This window comes from Vibrio sp. 10N.261.52.C11 (assembly GCF_041471405.1).
Lineage (GTDB): Bacteria > Pseudomonadota > Gammaproteobacteria > Enterobacterales > Vibrionaceae > Vibrio > Vibrio crassostreae_C.
Window position 1 is genome coordinate 22,033 of record NZ_JBFROI010000049.1, and the last position, 15,646, is coordinate 37,678.

11 protein-coding genes are annotated in these 15,646 nt (G+C 45.3%); 6 read left to right on the top strand and 5 right to left on the bottom strand.

Features of this window, described 5'->3' with window-relative positions:
* Window positions 1-62: 62 nt before the first annotated feature.
* Complete coding sequence (locus AB4323_RS18205) at window positions 63-827, bottom strand: TSUP family transporter (RefSeq protein WP_372153040.1); 765 nt, start codon at window positions 825-827, stop codon at window positions 63-65.
* A 68-nt stretch (window positions 828-895) separates the two neighbouring features.
* Window positions 896-1,969 carry a phosphate acetyltransferase gene (pta, locus tag AB4323_RS18210; protein WP_372153042.1) on the bottom strand — a complete coding sequence of 358 codons (1,074 nt, stop codon included), beginning with the start codon at window positions 1,967-1,969 and terminating at the stop codon, window positions 896-898.
* A gap of 153 nt (window positions 1,970-2,122) precedes the next feature.
* Between pta and AB4323_RS18215 the strand changes: the two genes are divergently transcribed.
* Window positions 2,123-2,911 (top strand): IclR family transcriptional regulator, encoded by a 789-nt coding sequence (locus tag AB4323_RS18215; protein ID WP_004731927.1) that lies wholly within the window; start codon window positions 2,123-2,125, stop codon window positions 2,909-2,911.
* Window positions 2,912-3,123: 212 nt separating this feature from the next.
* Window positions 3,124-4,551, top strand: coding sequence for an NAD-dependent succinate-semialdehyde dehydrogenase (locus tag AB4323_RS18220; protein WP_372153044.1), 1,428 nt, complete (start codon window positions 3,124-3,126; stop codon window positions 4,549-4,551).
* Between the two features lie 211 nt (window positions 4,552-4,762).
* On the opposite strand, the gene AB4323_RS18225 is transcribed toward AB4323_RS18220, so the two are convergent.
* Both AB4323_RS18225 and AB4323_RS18230 read right to left on the bottom strand, forming a co-directional pair.
* A complete protein-coding gene (locus AB4323_RS18225; protein WP_136981763.1) occupies window positions 4,763-6,946 on the bottom strand; it encodes a malate synthase G in 2,184 nt (727 codons plus the stop codon).
* A 155-nt stretch (window positions 6,947-7,101) separates the two neighbouring features.
* Window positions 7,102-8,055, bottom strand: coding sequence for a LysR family transcriptional regulator (locus tag AB4323_RS18230; RefSeq protein WP_012600244.1), 954 nt, complete (start codon window positions 8,053-8,055; stop codon window positions 7,102-7,104).
* Between the two features lie 130 nt (window positions 8,056-8,185).
* On the opposite strand from AB4323_RS18230, the gene AB4323_RS18235 reads away from it, so the two are divergent.
* Both AB4323_RS18235 and AB4323_RS18240 read left to right on the top strand, forming a co-directional pair.
* Entirely contained in the window at window positions 8,186-9,784 is a 1,599-nt protein-coding gene (locus AB4323_RS18235) for an isocitrate lyase (protein ID WP_136981762.1), read from the top strand.
* 212 nt (window positions 9,785-9,996) lie between these two features.
* Window positions 9,997-10,575, top strand: coding sequence for a hypothetical protein (locus AB4323_RS18240; protein ID WP_017059982.1), 579 nt, complete (start codon window positions 9,997-9,999; stop codon window positions 10,573-10,575).
* Window positions 10,576-10,678: 103 nt separating this feature from the next.
* Here AB4323_RS18240 and AB4323_RS18245 read toward each other — a convergent pair whose 3' ends face one another.
* Window positions 10,679-11,071, bottom strand: a complete 393-nt coding sequence (locus tag AB4323_RS18245) for a cystatin domain-containing protein (protein ID WP_017064277.1) — start codon at window positions 11,069-11,071, stop codon at window positions 10,679-10,681.
* 667 nt (window positions 11,072-11,738) lie between these two features.
* On the opposite strand from AB4323_RS18245, the gene AB4323_RS18250 reads away from it, so the two are divergent.
* Together AB4323_RS18250 and AB4323_RS18255 are read left to right on the top strand one after the other, a co-directional pair.
* A complete protein-coding gene (locus tag AB4323_RS18250) occupies window positions 11,739-12,968 on the top strand; it encodes an acyl-homoserine-lactone synthase (protein WP_017064276.1) in 1,230 nt (409 codons plus the stop codon).
* Entirely contained in the window at window positions 12,961-15,570 is a 2,610-nt protein-coding gene (locus tag AB4323_RS18255) for a response regulator (protein WP_372153046.1), read from the top strand. Before AB4323_RS18250 ends, AB4323_RS18255 begins: the two co-directional genes overlap by 8 nt.
* The last annotated feature ends 76 nt before the right edge of the window (window positions 15,571-15,646 follow it).

Here is a 15,646-nt window from a genome sequence, read left to right on the forward strand (position 1 = left end):
TCAAGCATTAAACGAGAATCAAGCCCTCCTCCTTCAAAGATAATTTTGATAAAGAAAACGTTCTAAGCCAAAAACAACGACCATACAGAGACCGCCATCAAGTACCCACCAATCAACATCAACACAATAAACACTAACTTTCTGAGTTGATCATTAGACAACGGCGGTGGGAAACGTCGAGCAAACATCGTGACAAGCGCTACCAAGGGAACAGCAATAGCAGATAACCACAGTATGCTCTGTTCCATGTCGCCTGCAGCGTAGACATTGACAGTACGTGACATCGACGTACAAGCGAACACCATCAGCAGTGTGCTTCGCACCAGATCGAGCGAAAAAGGTTGCCGATAGAGATGATAAACAATCGGTGGACCTGCCATCCCAAACAACCCTCCCGCTAAGCCAGAACTAAAACCAGACAACAAAAACGATACAGTTGCCGAACGATCCTTTCTGGTTTTAGGTTTGAACATAAAACTCAAACCTGCGAATAGCACCATCGCACCCAATAGTCCTCGGAGAATATGCGTTGCCGAATCGCTTAACTCGTCCAGCAAGTACACCCCCATCGAAACGCCGGGAATAATACCGATGACCAACACCACCAGAATCTTGAGTTCCCCAAGCAGTGGCTTACCCATCAATGCGACCAAGCAATTGAACAAGGTCACAATACTGACCACAGCGGCTATAACGGGTAAGGAAACCAGATTAAGGCTAACCGTTAAACCAATCACGATGATACCGAGGCCAAATCCGGTGACAGTTTGAAAATAGGTACCCACCGCGATGGTGGCAAGAATAGCGAGTAAAACAGGTAACTCCATCAGCAGTCCTAGTTAGGTTGTTTTTGGGGGTTGATTTGAATGTGAGTATCAGCTTCAGGAGCTAGATTTTAGTATCTAAAATCAAATGTCGATTCTTCTTTTTCTTCAACATCAGCTTCAGTATCAGCCTTAGAGCTAGACACTTTCCCTTGCTGCGCTTGTACGGCAGTCACCGCGATCACATTAAAGATGTCTTGTGCGCAACACCCTCTTGATAAGTCATTCGCAGGTTGATTCAACCCTTGTAACAGTGGACCAATCGCAACTGCCCCGCCTAACCTTTCCGCAAGCTTATAACCAATATTACCTGCTTCTAAATTGGGAAATATCAACACGTTCGATTGACCTTTCACCTCTGAATCTGGCAGCTTTTTCGCGGCAATCTCAGTCACAATCGCGGCATCGAGTTGAACATCCTGATCGACGGCGATTCCGGGACAACGTTGTTTTACGAGTTGAGCCGCATTACGAACCTTATCGACCGATTCGTGTTTGGCACTCCCGTTGGTCGAAAACGACAGCATCGCTACTTTAGGCTCTTCCATCAGTAGCGTTTGAGCACTGTTTGATGCGGCCACGGCAATCGATGCCAGCTCGGTTTCATTGGGGTTAATCACCAAACCACAGTCACTGAAAATCATGCCACCTTTAAGATTATGGAAAGGCTCACACAACATCATCAGAAAGAAGCTCGATACCAATTCACTGTCTGGCGCGGAGCCGATAATCTGAAGCGCAGCTCGCACCACATCAGACGTAGTATAAACCGCACCATTAACGGTGCCATCCACCAGCCCCTCTCTGACCATCAGATTGGCAAAAACGAGTGGGTCTAGAACCAGATCTAGCGCATCATCGTAAGTCATACCTTTCGCTTTTCTTAATGTATACAACCGCTCAGCGAGCACTTCTTTGAGTGATGACGCTTGTGGGGAGACAATATGAATGCCTACAAGATCAATGTGATGTAATTCTGCAGCAGCGATGATCGCCGGTTCATCCCCTACTAGGGTGATGTAAGCGAGCTGTTTGTCTATCGCCATTCTTGCGGCTGCTAGCACTCGCGGGTCCTCAGCTTCACTCAAAACCACTCGCTTACGATCTAAGTGAGCCTTGTCAATAATCCGTTCAATCGCCTTCATCTTAAATTCCATTTATTGAGATTAATTGTTCCATAATTTATATTTATATTATTGAAATAATAAAAAAGGTCAAATTTTATTCAGATAATTGAAGAATAATGATTTGGTATGTACACTCTTAGGCATAGACATATCGCAAGGATGGATCATTATATGCAAACAGAAACACCACCAGTTCAAGGGGATACACCGACTCTCCGACTTTTTGCACTATTAGAGGTGATAGCGCAAAAAGACGAGTTTATTTCTCTTCAAGGATTAGTCGAAGAAACTGGACTGCCAAAACCTACGCTGCACCGAATGCTTCAGCAGTTAGAAGCGGCAGGCATTATTCAAAGAGACGGCGATGAGAAGCACTACAGCTCAGGTATTCGACTCAGAAAGCTTGCCGAAAACCTATTGTTGAATAGCACCATGCACAGTGCCCGACGCACTATTCTTGAAAACCTGAGAGCAGAAGTTGGTGAAAGCTGTAACCTAACGGCGCTATCAAGTGGCGAGATCATCTATCTTGATCGCGCAGAAACTGAAGCACCCCTTCGTTTTCATCTACACCCAGGTTCTCGCGTCCCGGTGCATTGCTCAGCAAGCGGAAAACTGTTTTTGGCGCACATGTCTAAGTCACAGCGCAGACGATTAATTGAAAATGTGCCACTGACTCAATACACCGTGAACACCATTACCGACTATTCAATGTTAGAGAAAGACATCGAAGAAGCGAAAATCCAAGGCTTTGCGATTGATGACGAAGAATTTTTGCCGGGCTTAGTCTGTATCGCCGTGCTGATCCCGTCATCTACGGGTCAATCAAACCTCGGCCTAGCGATACAAGCGCCTGTAATTCGAGTCAAGCCTGATGAAGCGATCAAGTACCTACCCGCTCTTCAGAAAGCCGCAAAAGCGCTAGCGAAAATAGAGTCTGATAATTGGAGTCAACAATAGATCATTTTCTTAGATCGCTTCGAGTGGCTATCGCTTCGAAAGTAACAACTTAAGCACTAACGAGCTAACGAGCTAACGAGCTAACGAGCTAACGAGCTAACGAGCTAACGACCACTATCTTCGACCAATCAACGGTTGGTCGAAGTCATTTGAACACTCGCCAACCCGCATATAAGCAACACGTCTAAAGTAATCACAACAAAGGAATCACGATGCTAAACATTAAGAACCAGCACTTACTCTCTTTTATGGTGACAGAAGCGAACAACGCAGTTGCAGTCACAAACCCAGCAACGGGTGAACTCATCGGGCACGCACCGATATCATCAGAAACAGAGTTATCGAGCGCGATTGAACGAGCTCATGTAGCGCAAAAAGAGTGGGCAAAAATCCCTGCTAAATCTCGTGCTGCACTACTTCATCGCTGGCACCAGTTGATCCTCGAAAACAAGAATGACCTTGCTCGAATCATGACGATTGAACAAGGTAAACCGTTAGCCGAAGCGGCAGGCGAAGTGGTGTATGGCGCGAGCTTCATTGAGTGGTTTGCAGAAGAAGCAAAGCGCACTTATGGTGATTCCATTCCTAGCACAGTCGCAGGCAAACGTTTGGTGACCATCAAGCAACCGATCGGAGTGGCGTGCGCGATTACGCCATGGAACTTCCCTATTGCAATGATCACTCGTAAAGCGGCTCCTGCCTTAGCTGCGGGTTGTAGCTTTGTCGTGAAACCTTCGGATGAGACACCGCTTTCCGCGTTTGCTGTGGTTGAACTGGCTTATCAAGCGGGTATCCCTAAAGATCTACTTCAAGTGGTGCTTGGTGAAAGCCCTGAACAAGTGGGCAACCTATTCACTTCGCATCCGCTTATCAAAAAAATCTCTTTCACTGGGTCGACCCGTGTGGGCAGTATTTTGATGGCTCAAGCAGCAAAAGGCATCAAACGCACCTCAATGGAACTTGGCGGTAACGCACCATTTATTGTGTTTGACGATGCCGACATCGATGCAGCCGTTCAAGGGGCAATGGCGTCGAAGTTCCGTAATGCAGGTCAAACATGTGTCTGTGCAAACCGATTCTACGTTCACAGTAAAGTGTACGATGAGTTTGTGGCTAAATTCGATCAAGCGGTTCAGCAGCTTAAGATTGGTAACGGCTTAGATGAAGGTGTCACGATTGGCCCTGTTGTCAGCCTGAACGCAAAGAACAACATCCAAGCTTTGGTAAACCGAGCGATTGAACAAGGTGCCACGCCTGTCACGCCAACTCAGGAACTTAATGGGCTTTTCATTCAACCTGTTGTTCTTAAAGATGTAAAACACAGCATGGACATCGTTCAACAAGAGATCTTTGGCCCAGTCGCGCCCGTGATGAAATTCGACACGGACGAAGAGCTTATCGAGATGGCCAACGATACCATTTATGGATTAGCGTCGTACTTCTACAGTCAGAACATTCATCGAGTGTGGAACATTGCAGAAGCGCTTGAGTACGGTATGGTCGGCATTAATGATGGTCTAATCTCAACCGAAGTCGCGCCTTTCGGTGGTGTGAAACAATCAGGTATTGGCCGTGAAGGTGCGAAAGAAGGCATCGATGAGTACATGGACATTAAGTATCTTTGCTTTGGCGGAAAATAAGGTTGGTAGTAACTAAGTTCTGGCAGTGATTAGGGCTCGGAAATAATTAAGTCTTAGTGATCACTAACTTGACCCACTTTCCACCTTTCCCTTCACAAAAATGAATCAAAAAAAAGCCGCGCTATAAAAGCGCGGCACCTTGGGCTCGGTTAAAGGGGGGGTTCTTTTTTTAGTATTTTACATTCTCTATTTTTGTTATTCGGTTGCTTCGCTATTCCTGTGCTTTCAGTTTTAGACGCATCGCGTGCAGTACTGGCTCGGTGTAACCGCTCGGCTGAGCACAGCCTTCGAATACCAACTGACACGCCGCTGAAAATGCAATGCTGTTTTCAAAGTCAGGCGCCATGTTACGGTAGCTCTGGTCGCCAGCGTTTTGCTCATCCACCACTGCGGCCATGCGCTTCATGGTTTTCATTACCTGAGCTTCCTCGCAAATGCCGTGACGTAACCAGTTCGCAATATGTTGGCTTGAAATACGCAGCGTCGCTCGGTCTTCCATCAAGCCGACATCGTTAATATCAGGTACCTTCGAACAACCAACGCCTTGATCAATCCAACGAACCACGTACCCCAGAATACCTTGTGTGTTGTTATCCAGCTCACTTTGAATATCTTGCGCAGTCAGCTTTTGGTTGCCCAGTAGCGGGATAGTAAGAATATCATCAACATTGGCTCTCACTCGCTCACGAAGCTCTTTCTGACGGCTTGGTACACTCACCTTGTGATAGTGCAGCGCGTGCAAAGTTGCGGCGGTTGGAGAAGGAACCCAAGCAGTATTAGCACCCGCTTGTGGATGTCCGATTTTCGCATCCATCATCTTCGCCATGTTGTCTGGCTCTGGCCACATACCTTTACCAATCTGGGCTTTACCTTGCAGGCCACAAGCTAAGCCAAGATCAACGTTTTGATCTTCGTATGCGCCAATCCAAGTCATGGTTTTCAGCTGTGTTTTAGGAGCGAATGGTCCCGCTTCCATACTGGTGTGAATCTCATCACCCGTTCGGTCTAAGAAACCTGTGTTGATAAACACAACACGATCTTTAGCCGCTCGAATACATTCTTTAAGGTTAACCGAAGTACGACGCTCTTCGTCCATGATGCCAACTTTGATCGTGAATCGATCTAGCCCTAATGCATCTTCAATGCGACCAAACAGCTCATTGGTGAACGCGACTTCTTCAGGACCATGCATCTTAGGTTTTACGATGTTGATACTGTTCGCAGTCGAGTTTTGGTACGCGCTGTTGCCTTTTAAATCATGCATCGCAATTAACGAAGTGATCATGCCATCCATAATGCCTTCAGGCACTTCATTACCTTCGGCATCAATAATGGCAGGGTTAGTCATCAAGTGGCCGACATTACGGATGAACAACATGCTGCGGCCTTTTAGTGAAATCTCACCACCCGTCACGCTGGTGTATTGGCGATCGGGATTAAGGTTACGAACAATAGTTTTGCCGTTTTTCTCTAGTGATTCTTGCAGATCACCTTTCATCAAGCCTAACCAGTTACGGTAAGCCAATGCTTTGTCTTCACCATCAACTGCAGCAACCGAGTCTTCGCAATCCATAATGGTTGTTAGGGCAGCTTCGACCAACACATCTTTAATACCCGCCACATCAACGCTACCAATCGGTGCGCTTGGGTCAATTTGAATTTCGATGTGCAGATTATTGTGTTTAAGAAGAATGCACGAAGGGGAACTTGCGTCACCTTGATAGCCAATGAACTGGTCGCTATCAATGAGAGTGACTTCTTCGCCGTTATCGAGTGTCGCTATGAGCTTATTGCCGATGCTAGCGTTACTGATGCTGTATTTGGTCACGTCTTTATGAGAGACACCGTTTAATGGCGCTGCATCATCAAGGAACTCACGAGCATAAGTCACTACTTTAGCGCCACGAGCAGGGTTAAAGCTTCCGCCCTTTTCCGCGCCATCACTTTCACTGATCACGTCCGTTCCGTAGAGCGCATCATATAGACTGCCCCAACGCGCATTGGCTGCGTTAAGTGCAAAGCGTGCGTTCATGATTGGCACCACAAGCTGCGGCCCTGCTTGTGTTGCGATCTCAGGCTCTACGCTCGCTGTCGTCACTTGAAAGTCATCGCCTTCAGGAACCAAATAACCGATCTGCTGTAAGAACTGTTTGTACTCTACAGGATCTAGCGTTTGCCCGGCACGCTCTTGGTGCCAAACGTCAATTTGATGTTGAAGATCTTCACGCTTGATAAGCAATGCGCGATTTTTTGGCGCCAAATCTTCAAGAATAGTTGCAAATGATTGCCAAAAGTCTTCAGCGACAATGCCTGTTCCAGGAATCACCTGCTCATTAATTAATTGGTAGAGGGTGCTATCAATGTTCAAGCTTCCCTGTTGAATACGACTGCTCATAAAATCTCTCTCAAACTAATTGATGGCTACTCAATAAATTTTCGTGACTAGCTCAAATTTACTTTACTGATTTAAACTTACTTAACGGACATGAATTTAGCTAATTTATGCCGGTTATATTGGATATTCATATAAAAAATACCCTACAAACTATGTTATTCCGTCACTCCACTCTCGATTTCGTTAGCGACACTTTTAATCAAACGACGCATCCACTGATGGTCTGGATTGGTTTGTAACAATGGACTCCACGCCATCTTCACCTCAAAGGGTTCAATCGCAAATGGCGCAGGCTTGATCAACAATCTAGGATTATTGCGCTGCAGTTGAGCTGCTTTGGTAGGAATAGTCAGGATAAGGTTCTTCTGCTGAGCGAAGAGAATCGCCGACAAATAGTGTCGAGTAAACACCGTGATGTTACGGGTTTTACCGATGCGCATTAATGCCTCATCTATCCAACCAAGCTTTTGTGCTTCACTTGGGTTTATTCCCACTCCCGTTCCCATACCTGTCTTACTTACCCAAATATGTTGTGCCTTTAAATAAGACAAAATATCGAAGTTGTCGGCGATCGGGTTGTCACAACTAAATAGGCAAGAAAACCCGTCGTGCCAGAGGCTCATCTGGTGAAACGACTGAGGAATATCGTCAAATCGGTTGATAATTATATCAACGGTACCTTGCTCTACATCCTGATAACTCACGTCACTTGGCGTCATGATATCCAGTCGTATTTTCGGTGCTATCTCACTTAACCTTTTCAGAAGAGGTTGAATAATGGTCGACTCTGCATAGTCACTCGCCATGATACGAAACACGCGTTCACTGTCTTCTGCATTAAACTCTGTGGTCGGTTGCAGTGTCTTCTCTACATTCGCCAAGATGTTTCGAATCAGTGGCTGCAACTTATGCGCGCGTTCGGTCGGTATCATCCCTTCACTTGTTCTTACTAATAGCGGGTCTTCAAACAGATCACGCAATCGGCGAAGGCCATTACTCATGGCTGGTTGAGTAATACCCAATTGATTTGCTGCTCGTGTAACGTTTCTTTCACGTAGCAACATGTCTAAATACACAAGCAAATTAAGGTCTATACGAGCAATATTCATAAGAAAAATACCGAATATAATAACTATAAATTAACAAAATTATCACATGAGTGGTTATTCTTTGTCCATAGCAAAGTTTTAATCCAAGCCAATTTGGCAACCATACCCCACGTGAAACTAAGGAATAGTTATGTCGCAAATTACACAAGATATCGAAATGATAGAAGTTGCAAAAAGCGCTGCTGGTGCTCCATGGGATGCAATTAACCCTGAATCTGCTGCTCGTATGCGAGCTCAAAACAAATTCAAAACAGGTCTAGATATCGCGCAATACACGGCAGATATCATGCGTGCAGACATGGCGGCTTACGACGAAGACAGCTCTCAATACACTCAGTCTCTGGGTTGCTGGCATGGTTTCATCGGCCAACAAAAGCTGATTTCTATTAAGAAGCACTTTGATGGCAAGACTGACCGTCGTTACCTATACCTTTCTGGTTGGATGGTTGCTGCACTTCGCTCTGACTTTGGTCCACTTCCAGACCAATCTATGCATGAGAAAACATCCGTTGCTGGCCTAGTAGAAGAGCTATACACATTCCTACGCCAAGCCGATGCTCGTGAACTGGGTGGTTTATTCCGTGAGCTAGACGCTGCGCGTGAAGCAGGCGATGTGAACCTACAAGACCGTATTCAAGACAAAATAGACAACCACGTGACACACGTAGTGCCAATCATTGCCGATATCGATGCTGGTTTCGGTAACGCAGAAGCGACTTACCTAATGGCTAAGCAGATGATTGAAGCGGGAGCTTGTTGTCTACAAATCGAAAACCAAGTAGCCGATGAGAAACAATGTGGTCACCAAGACGGCAAAGTAACGGTTCCACACGCTGACTTCCACGCAAAACTTCGTGCGCTTCGTTACGCTTTCCTTGAGCTAGGCATCGACAACGGCATCATCGTTGCTCGTACCGATTCACAAGGTGCTGGCCTAACAAAAGAAATCGCCGTAGTGAAAGAGCCGGGCGACCAAGGTGACATCTACAACTCATACCTAGATGTTGAAGAGATTGATGTTGCTGATATGGCTGAAGGCGATGTTTGTTTCAACCGTGACGGCAAGCTAGTTCGACCTAAGCGTCTACCTTCAGGTTTATACCAATTCCGCCAAGGTACTGGTGAAGATCGTTGTGTATTTGACTGTATCGAAGCAATCAATGCAGGTGCTGACCTACTTTGGATTGAGACTGAGAAACCACACATCGGTCAAATCAAAGAGATGATGGACGGCGTACGTGAAGTACACCCTAATGCGAAACTGGTTTACAACAACTCTCCATCATTCAACTGGACGCTAAACTTCCGTCAGCAAGCTTACGATGCGATGGTAGCAGAAGGTAAAGATGTTTCAGCTTACGACCGTGCAAGCCTAATGAGCGCGGAATACGATGAAACTGAATTGTCTAAACGAGCTGATGACAAGATTCGCACATTCCAAGCGGATGCATCTCGTGAAGCGGGTATCTTCCATCACTTGATTACTCTACCGACTTACCACACTGCAGCGCTGTCAACCGACAACCTTGCAAAAGAATACTTCGGTGACCAAGGCATGCTGGGCTATGTTGCAAATGTTCAGCGCAAAGAGATACGCCAAGGCATCGCTTGTGTTAAACACCAAAACATGTCTGGTTCAGACATCGGTGATGATCACAAAGAATACTTCGCGGGTGAGAATGCACTAAAAGCCGCGGGTGAAGCGAATACGTCTAATCAATTTGATTAACCGCTAACGCTAAAGCCTCCCCCGTCCTTCTCTCTTACTTAGGTAAGATCCGGGGGAAGGCTTTGAGATAAAGCTTGTACTGCCAGCTTTATCTCAAAGCCTCAGATTTGTGTTCCACACCACGGTTAACCGAACAACTTCTGTTTAAGCTAACTGTATACGTATTTGTTCAGATTCCTATTTGTTAAGATTCTTACTTTTTGAGAGTGCCTATGACTTCAATACCTACACACCTACAAGATGCAAAAACGCTGTTATCAGAGAATGGTTTCGCGACGGGTGATACTTGGTATCACGGCACATCTTCCGCTTTATTGGCTTCTATTCAAGGCCAAGGTTTAAAACGTTCTGGAGACAAAGCGCTCAACGAAGCAGCTTCAAAAACTATGGCGACCATCGGCAACAACTATACCGAATCGGTTGAGCCAGTGTTTCTCACTCAGAGTAAAGAACTGGCGTACTACTGGGCTCAACAAACCGTTCGTGAGCGAGGCGTTCGATTCGAAGGTGAAGAACAACCTATCGTACTAGCGGTAAACCTATCTGAAAAGCAACGCACCAAAGTAAGACCGGACGTAGGCGCAATGAGTCTATTGATGATGAGTGTGGGCGAGCAATTCATGTCTCATCTCACTGAAATTTATCAAGCCAACAACATTGCAGGCCCCGACATCGAGCTTCGCACTGCTGATCGCATGGACTACCTCAATAAACTCGGTATGGCCTACATTGATGAAGACATCAGCCGTGCTTGTGTTCAGGAGTTAGCTGAGCCCGAGTTGGCCGACTGAAAACGTTCAACAAATCAGTCTTCTTAAAAACAAAAATGGCTCCCAACACGGAGCCATTTTTATTTGCTATCAGCCTATCTCACAAGACACTGGCACATCTAGATTATGAGCACAGAAGACCTTTCTGTGCAGGTTGCGTCATTTCGATGTCACCTTGTAGAGAACGGTAAACGATGGTGTTCCACACTTCACCATTATCCATTTCAAACTCAATAGCGTAATTCAAACCCGCGACAACCTGAGTTCGAACACTCAAGATCTGCTTGAGCTCAGCTGAAGTGTTCATTTGGCTAAGAACTGCGTTTAAAGCTTGCTTGGCTTCTGGTGTTATCTCACTTTTCGACCAACCACCCGTCAGGTTTTTAGTGCTGCAGATGGGGTTCGCATTCTCTTGCGGTTGAGTTGGTACTTCTGATTTCTGACTACACCCAGCTAACGCCACGACACTAAACAAGGTTGCTGTTCCAAGTAATGATGTTAATCGTACGTTCTTCATAAATTCTCTCTACCTCAATCATTTACGAGGGATTACTCGCAATAATGTTTCATATGCAGGCAAGCTTAAACCTCGAATGTCATCACTTCATCAGAGATTATGGTGTAACTACTCTATAAACACAGGAGATTGTCAGGAAAACAAGACGAGCACTGGAGCTCTGCTTTTATCCACCTGATATTTAAATCAATAGAATGGGTAGCGAAGGAATAAGCGAGTATAAGACAGATATAATGCATCAGTTAATTACATATCTCACACCAAATACATTCACGCTGTAATTAATAAGATGAGCTCATGTTGATTTGGATTATGATATTGGTTCAAAAAATAGATATTTGAGATTATTTTATAAATTCAAAAGTTTATGCTCGGCGTAATCATGTCTGATTTTAAAACTGTGATCCAGCCCTACAAGTTGTTGATAATAATGTACTTTGTTCATCTGTGAATTCATTCAAATATGGAAAATCTTTATTGTTAAGGGTGGGTGCAAGTAGTAAAATCTCACCCGATTATGCAACTTACTTCTCACAACATGGACACAAGTAAAGTTACGATTAGCTCTCTCAAAGTAACGTAACTTCAAACACATACCTAAAATCAGTGTCCTATAGATAGTGCAGATCAAATAAAAATAATTATATAAACCTAGGCTAGGTTAAACATGAAATTAACGTCGTCTTTAGGCTCACTGTTGGCTAGCAGTCTGTCTATCGAAATAAAACAGCGAGCGCTGATAGAGCTCGTCATCAGCACTTATCAGCCACATGAGCGCACTGAGCTTTTTCAAAGCGTGACTGAATATCGTAGAAGCCAATTAGAATTGCTTTTCCCAGAGCATCAAAACAAAAGCTACTCTGTATTGTTTGAGGTGATGGACTACCGCGATCTGATTCTGCGCTATCCAAATACACTATCTGCAGAGATTGCTCTTCTAGAGCAGGCTGTAGGGCAGTGCTATATGCATTGGCTAGATTTCTGGTGTGAGTGTGAAATTGCTGCGATCAAAGCAAAATCTCCATTAAATCCAAGCTCCATTTCTCATGTCGACCTCCCTATCAATGACAGTGCTTATTACGGTGCGATCATCGAACAGATAGAACATGAGCCACTTTTGGTACAAACACCGAGTCACCCACAAGGAATGCCAATCAGCGATGCCATTGCTTTAAGCAATCTCGAGGTGTTCATCAAGGGCGAGAAATGGTTTGAGATGCTGCCTTTATTACACCTTTCTCAGGCAGGTAAGCATTTTATTCTGCTCAAGCATCCAGTCGATGAAGCCTTTCCAACACTGGTTTCCTCTGCGCTGATTCAAGACTGGTCTAAGAATGACACTTGGCTAAGTTACGCACCGCCGTTCAGCAATGAGCAATGGCAATACTGTTTACCCAATTACGGCTACGATGAACTCGCAGGGTTACAACTTTTCACACCGCCTACACTGTCAAAATGTTACTCTCTCCCAGAATTTGACCAACAATTCCAGTTACAATTGTCCGACAAAGATGCCCTGTGTGAGGTGTTACGTCTGACAGTCAGTGGCAATACCCAACAAAAGCTCTATTTCCTCTACCTTTCTCAAAAAGAGCTGATGAGTGTGTTACACCAAATAGGCTATAAGATTGGCTTCACTATTATCGAGCAACCTTTCATGCTTCAGTTTTATCAAACCATTGATTCCAATGCATACTTCCATTCTGGATATTGCGAATTAAATGACGATGGCACGACAATTTATCGTGGATTCTGGAATTTTGAGATGATGGTAAAAGCGTTCAATAATGTCGATTTTCGAAGCTACAAACGCGCAGTGCGAGAAAGCAGAAAGTCATTAGAAAAGTCGCGCTCGGCAGGAAAAACTAGCTCGGTGAAAAAGGATGAACATGTTTGATTTCGGCCTAGAGGCGATCATCTATGCAAAAGCAATCACACTGCTTGCAACCGTGGCTGTGGTTGTCATGTGGTTGTTCTATTACTGCTATCGCCTGAAACAGAAGAACGAAGTGATCGCAGGGACACACCATGCCCCTTACATCGCGTATTCGATCTGCATTGTTGCGTGGATCAGCAGTAACGCTTATTTCCATACCGACTTATTACCGGAACTTGGGGCCTCGGCCGCCGTGTTCGCCGCAAAGTTTGCCAACCTCGCCTCGTTCTTTGCGTTTGCCTTTGCCTATTACTTCTCGTGCAAACTCGCCGCTGAACAACGTAATGGTAAGGTTCATGTGTGGCAGCAAGCCATTTTCGTCACCCTGACCGTCTACTCCTTCTTTATCAATTTAAGTCCGGGGTTAACCGTTGAACACGTCACCATTGCAGGCCCAAGCCAGTTCGTGATTGAGTTTGGCCCGCATACGCCGTACTTCTTTATTGGGATGATTAGCTTTGTAGTGCTAACACTACTCAACCTGGTGGCCATGCGCGCCAACAGCAGCAAGCTAACTTTAGCCAAAACCAACTATATGATCGCCGGCATTTTAGTCTTCATGCTGTCTACTGCGACGATCCACCTAGGCATGACCTACTTCTTGCGTGATTTCTCGCTCACTTGGCTGCCACCAGCTTTGTCGATAAGTGAAATGTTGTTCGTTGGCTATGCCCTGCTGACCTCGCGCTTCTACAGCGTGAAATACCTGGCGTACATGAGCCTAAATGCGATGTTGGTTTGTGCTATTTTGGTGATCCCTTTTGGCGCGATATTTATCCCGCTGACAGACGACAGTCAATGGCTTGTTGCTATCCCAATCTGCGCGATTATCGGCATCACGTGGCATGTTCTCTACAAGCGCGTAAGACACTACGCCTCGTTCTTTGTCTACGGAAACAAGAAAACGCCAGTACAACAGATCCTCGCGCTAGAAGAGGATTTCAAGCTATCAATTGATGATGCAATGCGTCGTTTGGGTAGCCTACTGCAAATTCCAGAAGATAAGCTACGTCTAGTTAACAGCAACTATAACGAAACCTTCTACGAAGATTATCTGTCTACTAACAAGTCCGTTTTAGTGTTCGATGAGTTGTCTCAGGAGCTTGATTACACCGCACCAGCCAAGCGCTCAATCAAAGCCCTGTATGACAAGATGAGCTCCAACGATACCGCTTTGGTGATGCCTCTGTTTGGTCAGGGGAAATCGGTCACGCACTTGTTAGTATCGTCACACAAGAGCAACGATCAGATGTTCTCTAACGAAGAGATCTCTGCCCTGCAAACCTTGTTAACTCGAGTACAAAGCACTATCGAAGCCGATAGACGCATCCGCCAAAGCCGTGCCCTTGCTAACTCAATCGCTCATGAAATGCGTAACCCACTGGCTCAAGTGCAATTGCAATTTGAACTATTAAAACAGCACATTGATAATCAAGCTCCAGCGAAACAGATCTTACTTGATATTGAGAACGGCCAAGCTGCGATTCAACGTGGTCGACAGCTGATTGATATCATCTTGCGAGAAGTCAGTGATAGCTCACCCGAGCATGGACCAATCACCATGACCTCTATCCACAAGGCCGTGGATCAAGCCGTCAGCCATTATGGCTTTGAGAACGAGAAGATCATTGAGCGAATTCGTTTACCACAACATGCTGATTTTGTGGCAAAGCTGAATGAAACCTTATTCAACTTCGTCATTTTCAACCTGATACGTAATGCAATCTATTACTTTGATTCTTATCCAGAAAGCCAAATTGAGATCAGCACCAACACCGGACCTTACGAGAACGTTCTAATATTCCGAGATACCGGCCCCGGCATTGACGAAGCCATTACACATAAAATTTTTGATGATTTCTTCTCTTACCAAAAAAGCGGTGGTAGCGGCCTAGGGCTCGGTTATTGCCAACGAGTGATGCGTTCATTTGGCGGCCGAGTTGAGTGCCACTCTAAACTTGGGGAGTTTACTGAGTTCCACCTGTACTTCCCGGTGGTACCCAATGCCCCCAAAGCAGACGCACTTCGTACGCCTTACTTCGATGATTGGAAAGGTAATCAAACCGCAACTGAAAACAAAACCAACGCTGAAGCTAAGCCAGATAACCAAGCAGAAACGCAAAGTTCAGAACCAACAAGTACGCTAACCCCAGAGAATCATTTGGCTCCAACCGTGCTTATCGTCGATGACAAAGAGGTACAACGCACGCTTGTTCAGATGTACCTGAGTCGACTTGGTGTAAATAGCTTGCAAGCCAAAAACGGTGAGAATGCCGTCGAGCTGTTCAAAACACACAAGGTCGATTTGATCTTAATGGACGTACAAATGCCGATAATGAATGGTTTTGACGCAAGCCAAATCATCAAGGCACGCTCACCTCAAACACCAATCATTGCTTTGTCTGGCGAATCAGGACAACACGAGTTAGATATGATCAGCAAACTGATGGATGGTCGCTTAGAGAAGCCAACCTCTTTGAAGGCACTGCAACGCGTGCTCGATAACTGGCTAGAGAAAGGCTGTGCCTCAAATGCTTCCAAAGAAACCGAAGATGAAGAGTAGATGCAGGAAAACACGAATCGCCATTTTTCCAGTTGATTACTGTTTGTCTCATTACATTGCTTTAATTATTCATCAA

Coding starts and splice junctions, on each gene's coding strand:
- AB4323_RS18205 (WP_372153040.1), bottom strand. CDS start 827: ATGGAGTTACCTGTTTTACTCGCTATTCTTGCCACCATCGCGGTGGGT.
- pta (WP_372153042.1), bottom strand. CDS start 1,969: ATGAAGGCGATTGAACGGATTATTGACAAGGCTCACTTAGATCGTAAG.
- AB4323_RS18215 (WP_004731927.1), top strand. CDS start 2,123: ATGCAAACAGAAACACCACCAGTTCAAGGGGATACACCGACTCTCCGA.
- AB4323_RS18220 (WP_372153044.1), top strand. CDS start 3,124: ATGCTAAACATTAAGAACCAGCACTTACTCTCTTTTATGGTGACAGAA.
- AB4323_RS18225 (WP_136981763.1), bottom strand. CDS start 6,946: ATGAGCAGTCGTATTCAACAGGGAAGCTTGAACATTGATAGCACCCTC.
- AB4323_RS18230 (WP_012600244.1), bottom strand. CDS start 8,055: ATGAATATTGCTCGTATAGACCTTAATTTGCTTGTGTATTTAGACATG.
- AB4323_RS18235 (WP_136981762.1), top strand. CDS start 8,186: ATGTCGCAAATTACACAAGATATCGAAATGATAGAAGTTGCAAAAAGC.
- AB4323_RS18240 (WP_017059982.1), top strand. CDS start 9,997: ATGACTTCAATACCTACACACCTACAAGATGCAAAAACGCTGTTATCA.
- AB4323_RS18245 (WP_017064277.1), bottom strand. CDS start 11,071: ATGAAGAACGTACGATTAACATCATTACTTGGAACAGCAACCTTGTTT.
- AB4323_RS18250 (WP_017064276.1), top strand. CDS start 11,739: ATGAAATTAACGTCGTCTTTAGGCTCACTGTTGGCTAGCAGTCTGTCT.
- AB4323_RS18255 (WP_372153046.1), top strand. CDS start 12,961: ATGTTTGATTTCGGCCTAGAGGCGATCATCTATGCAAAAGCAATCACA.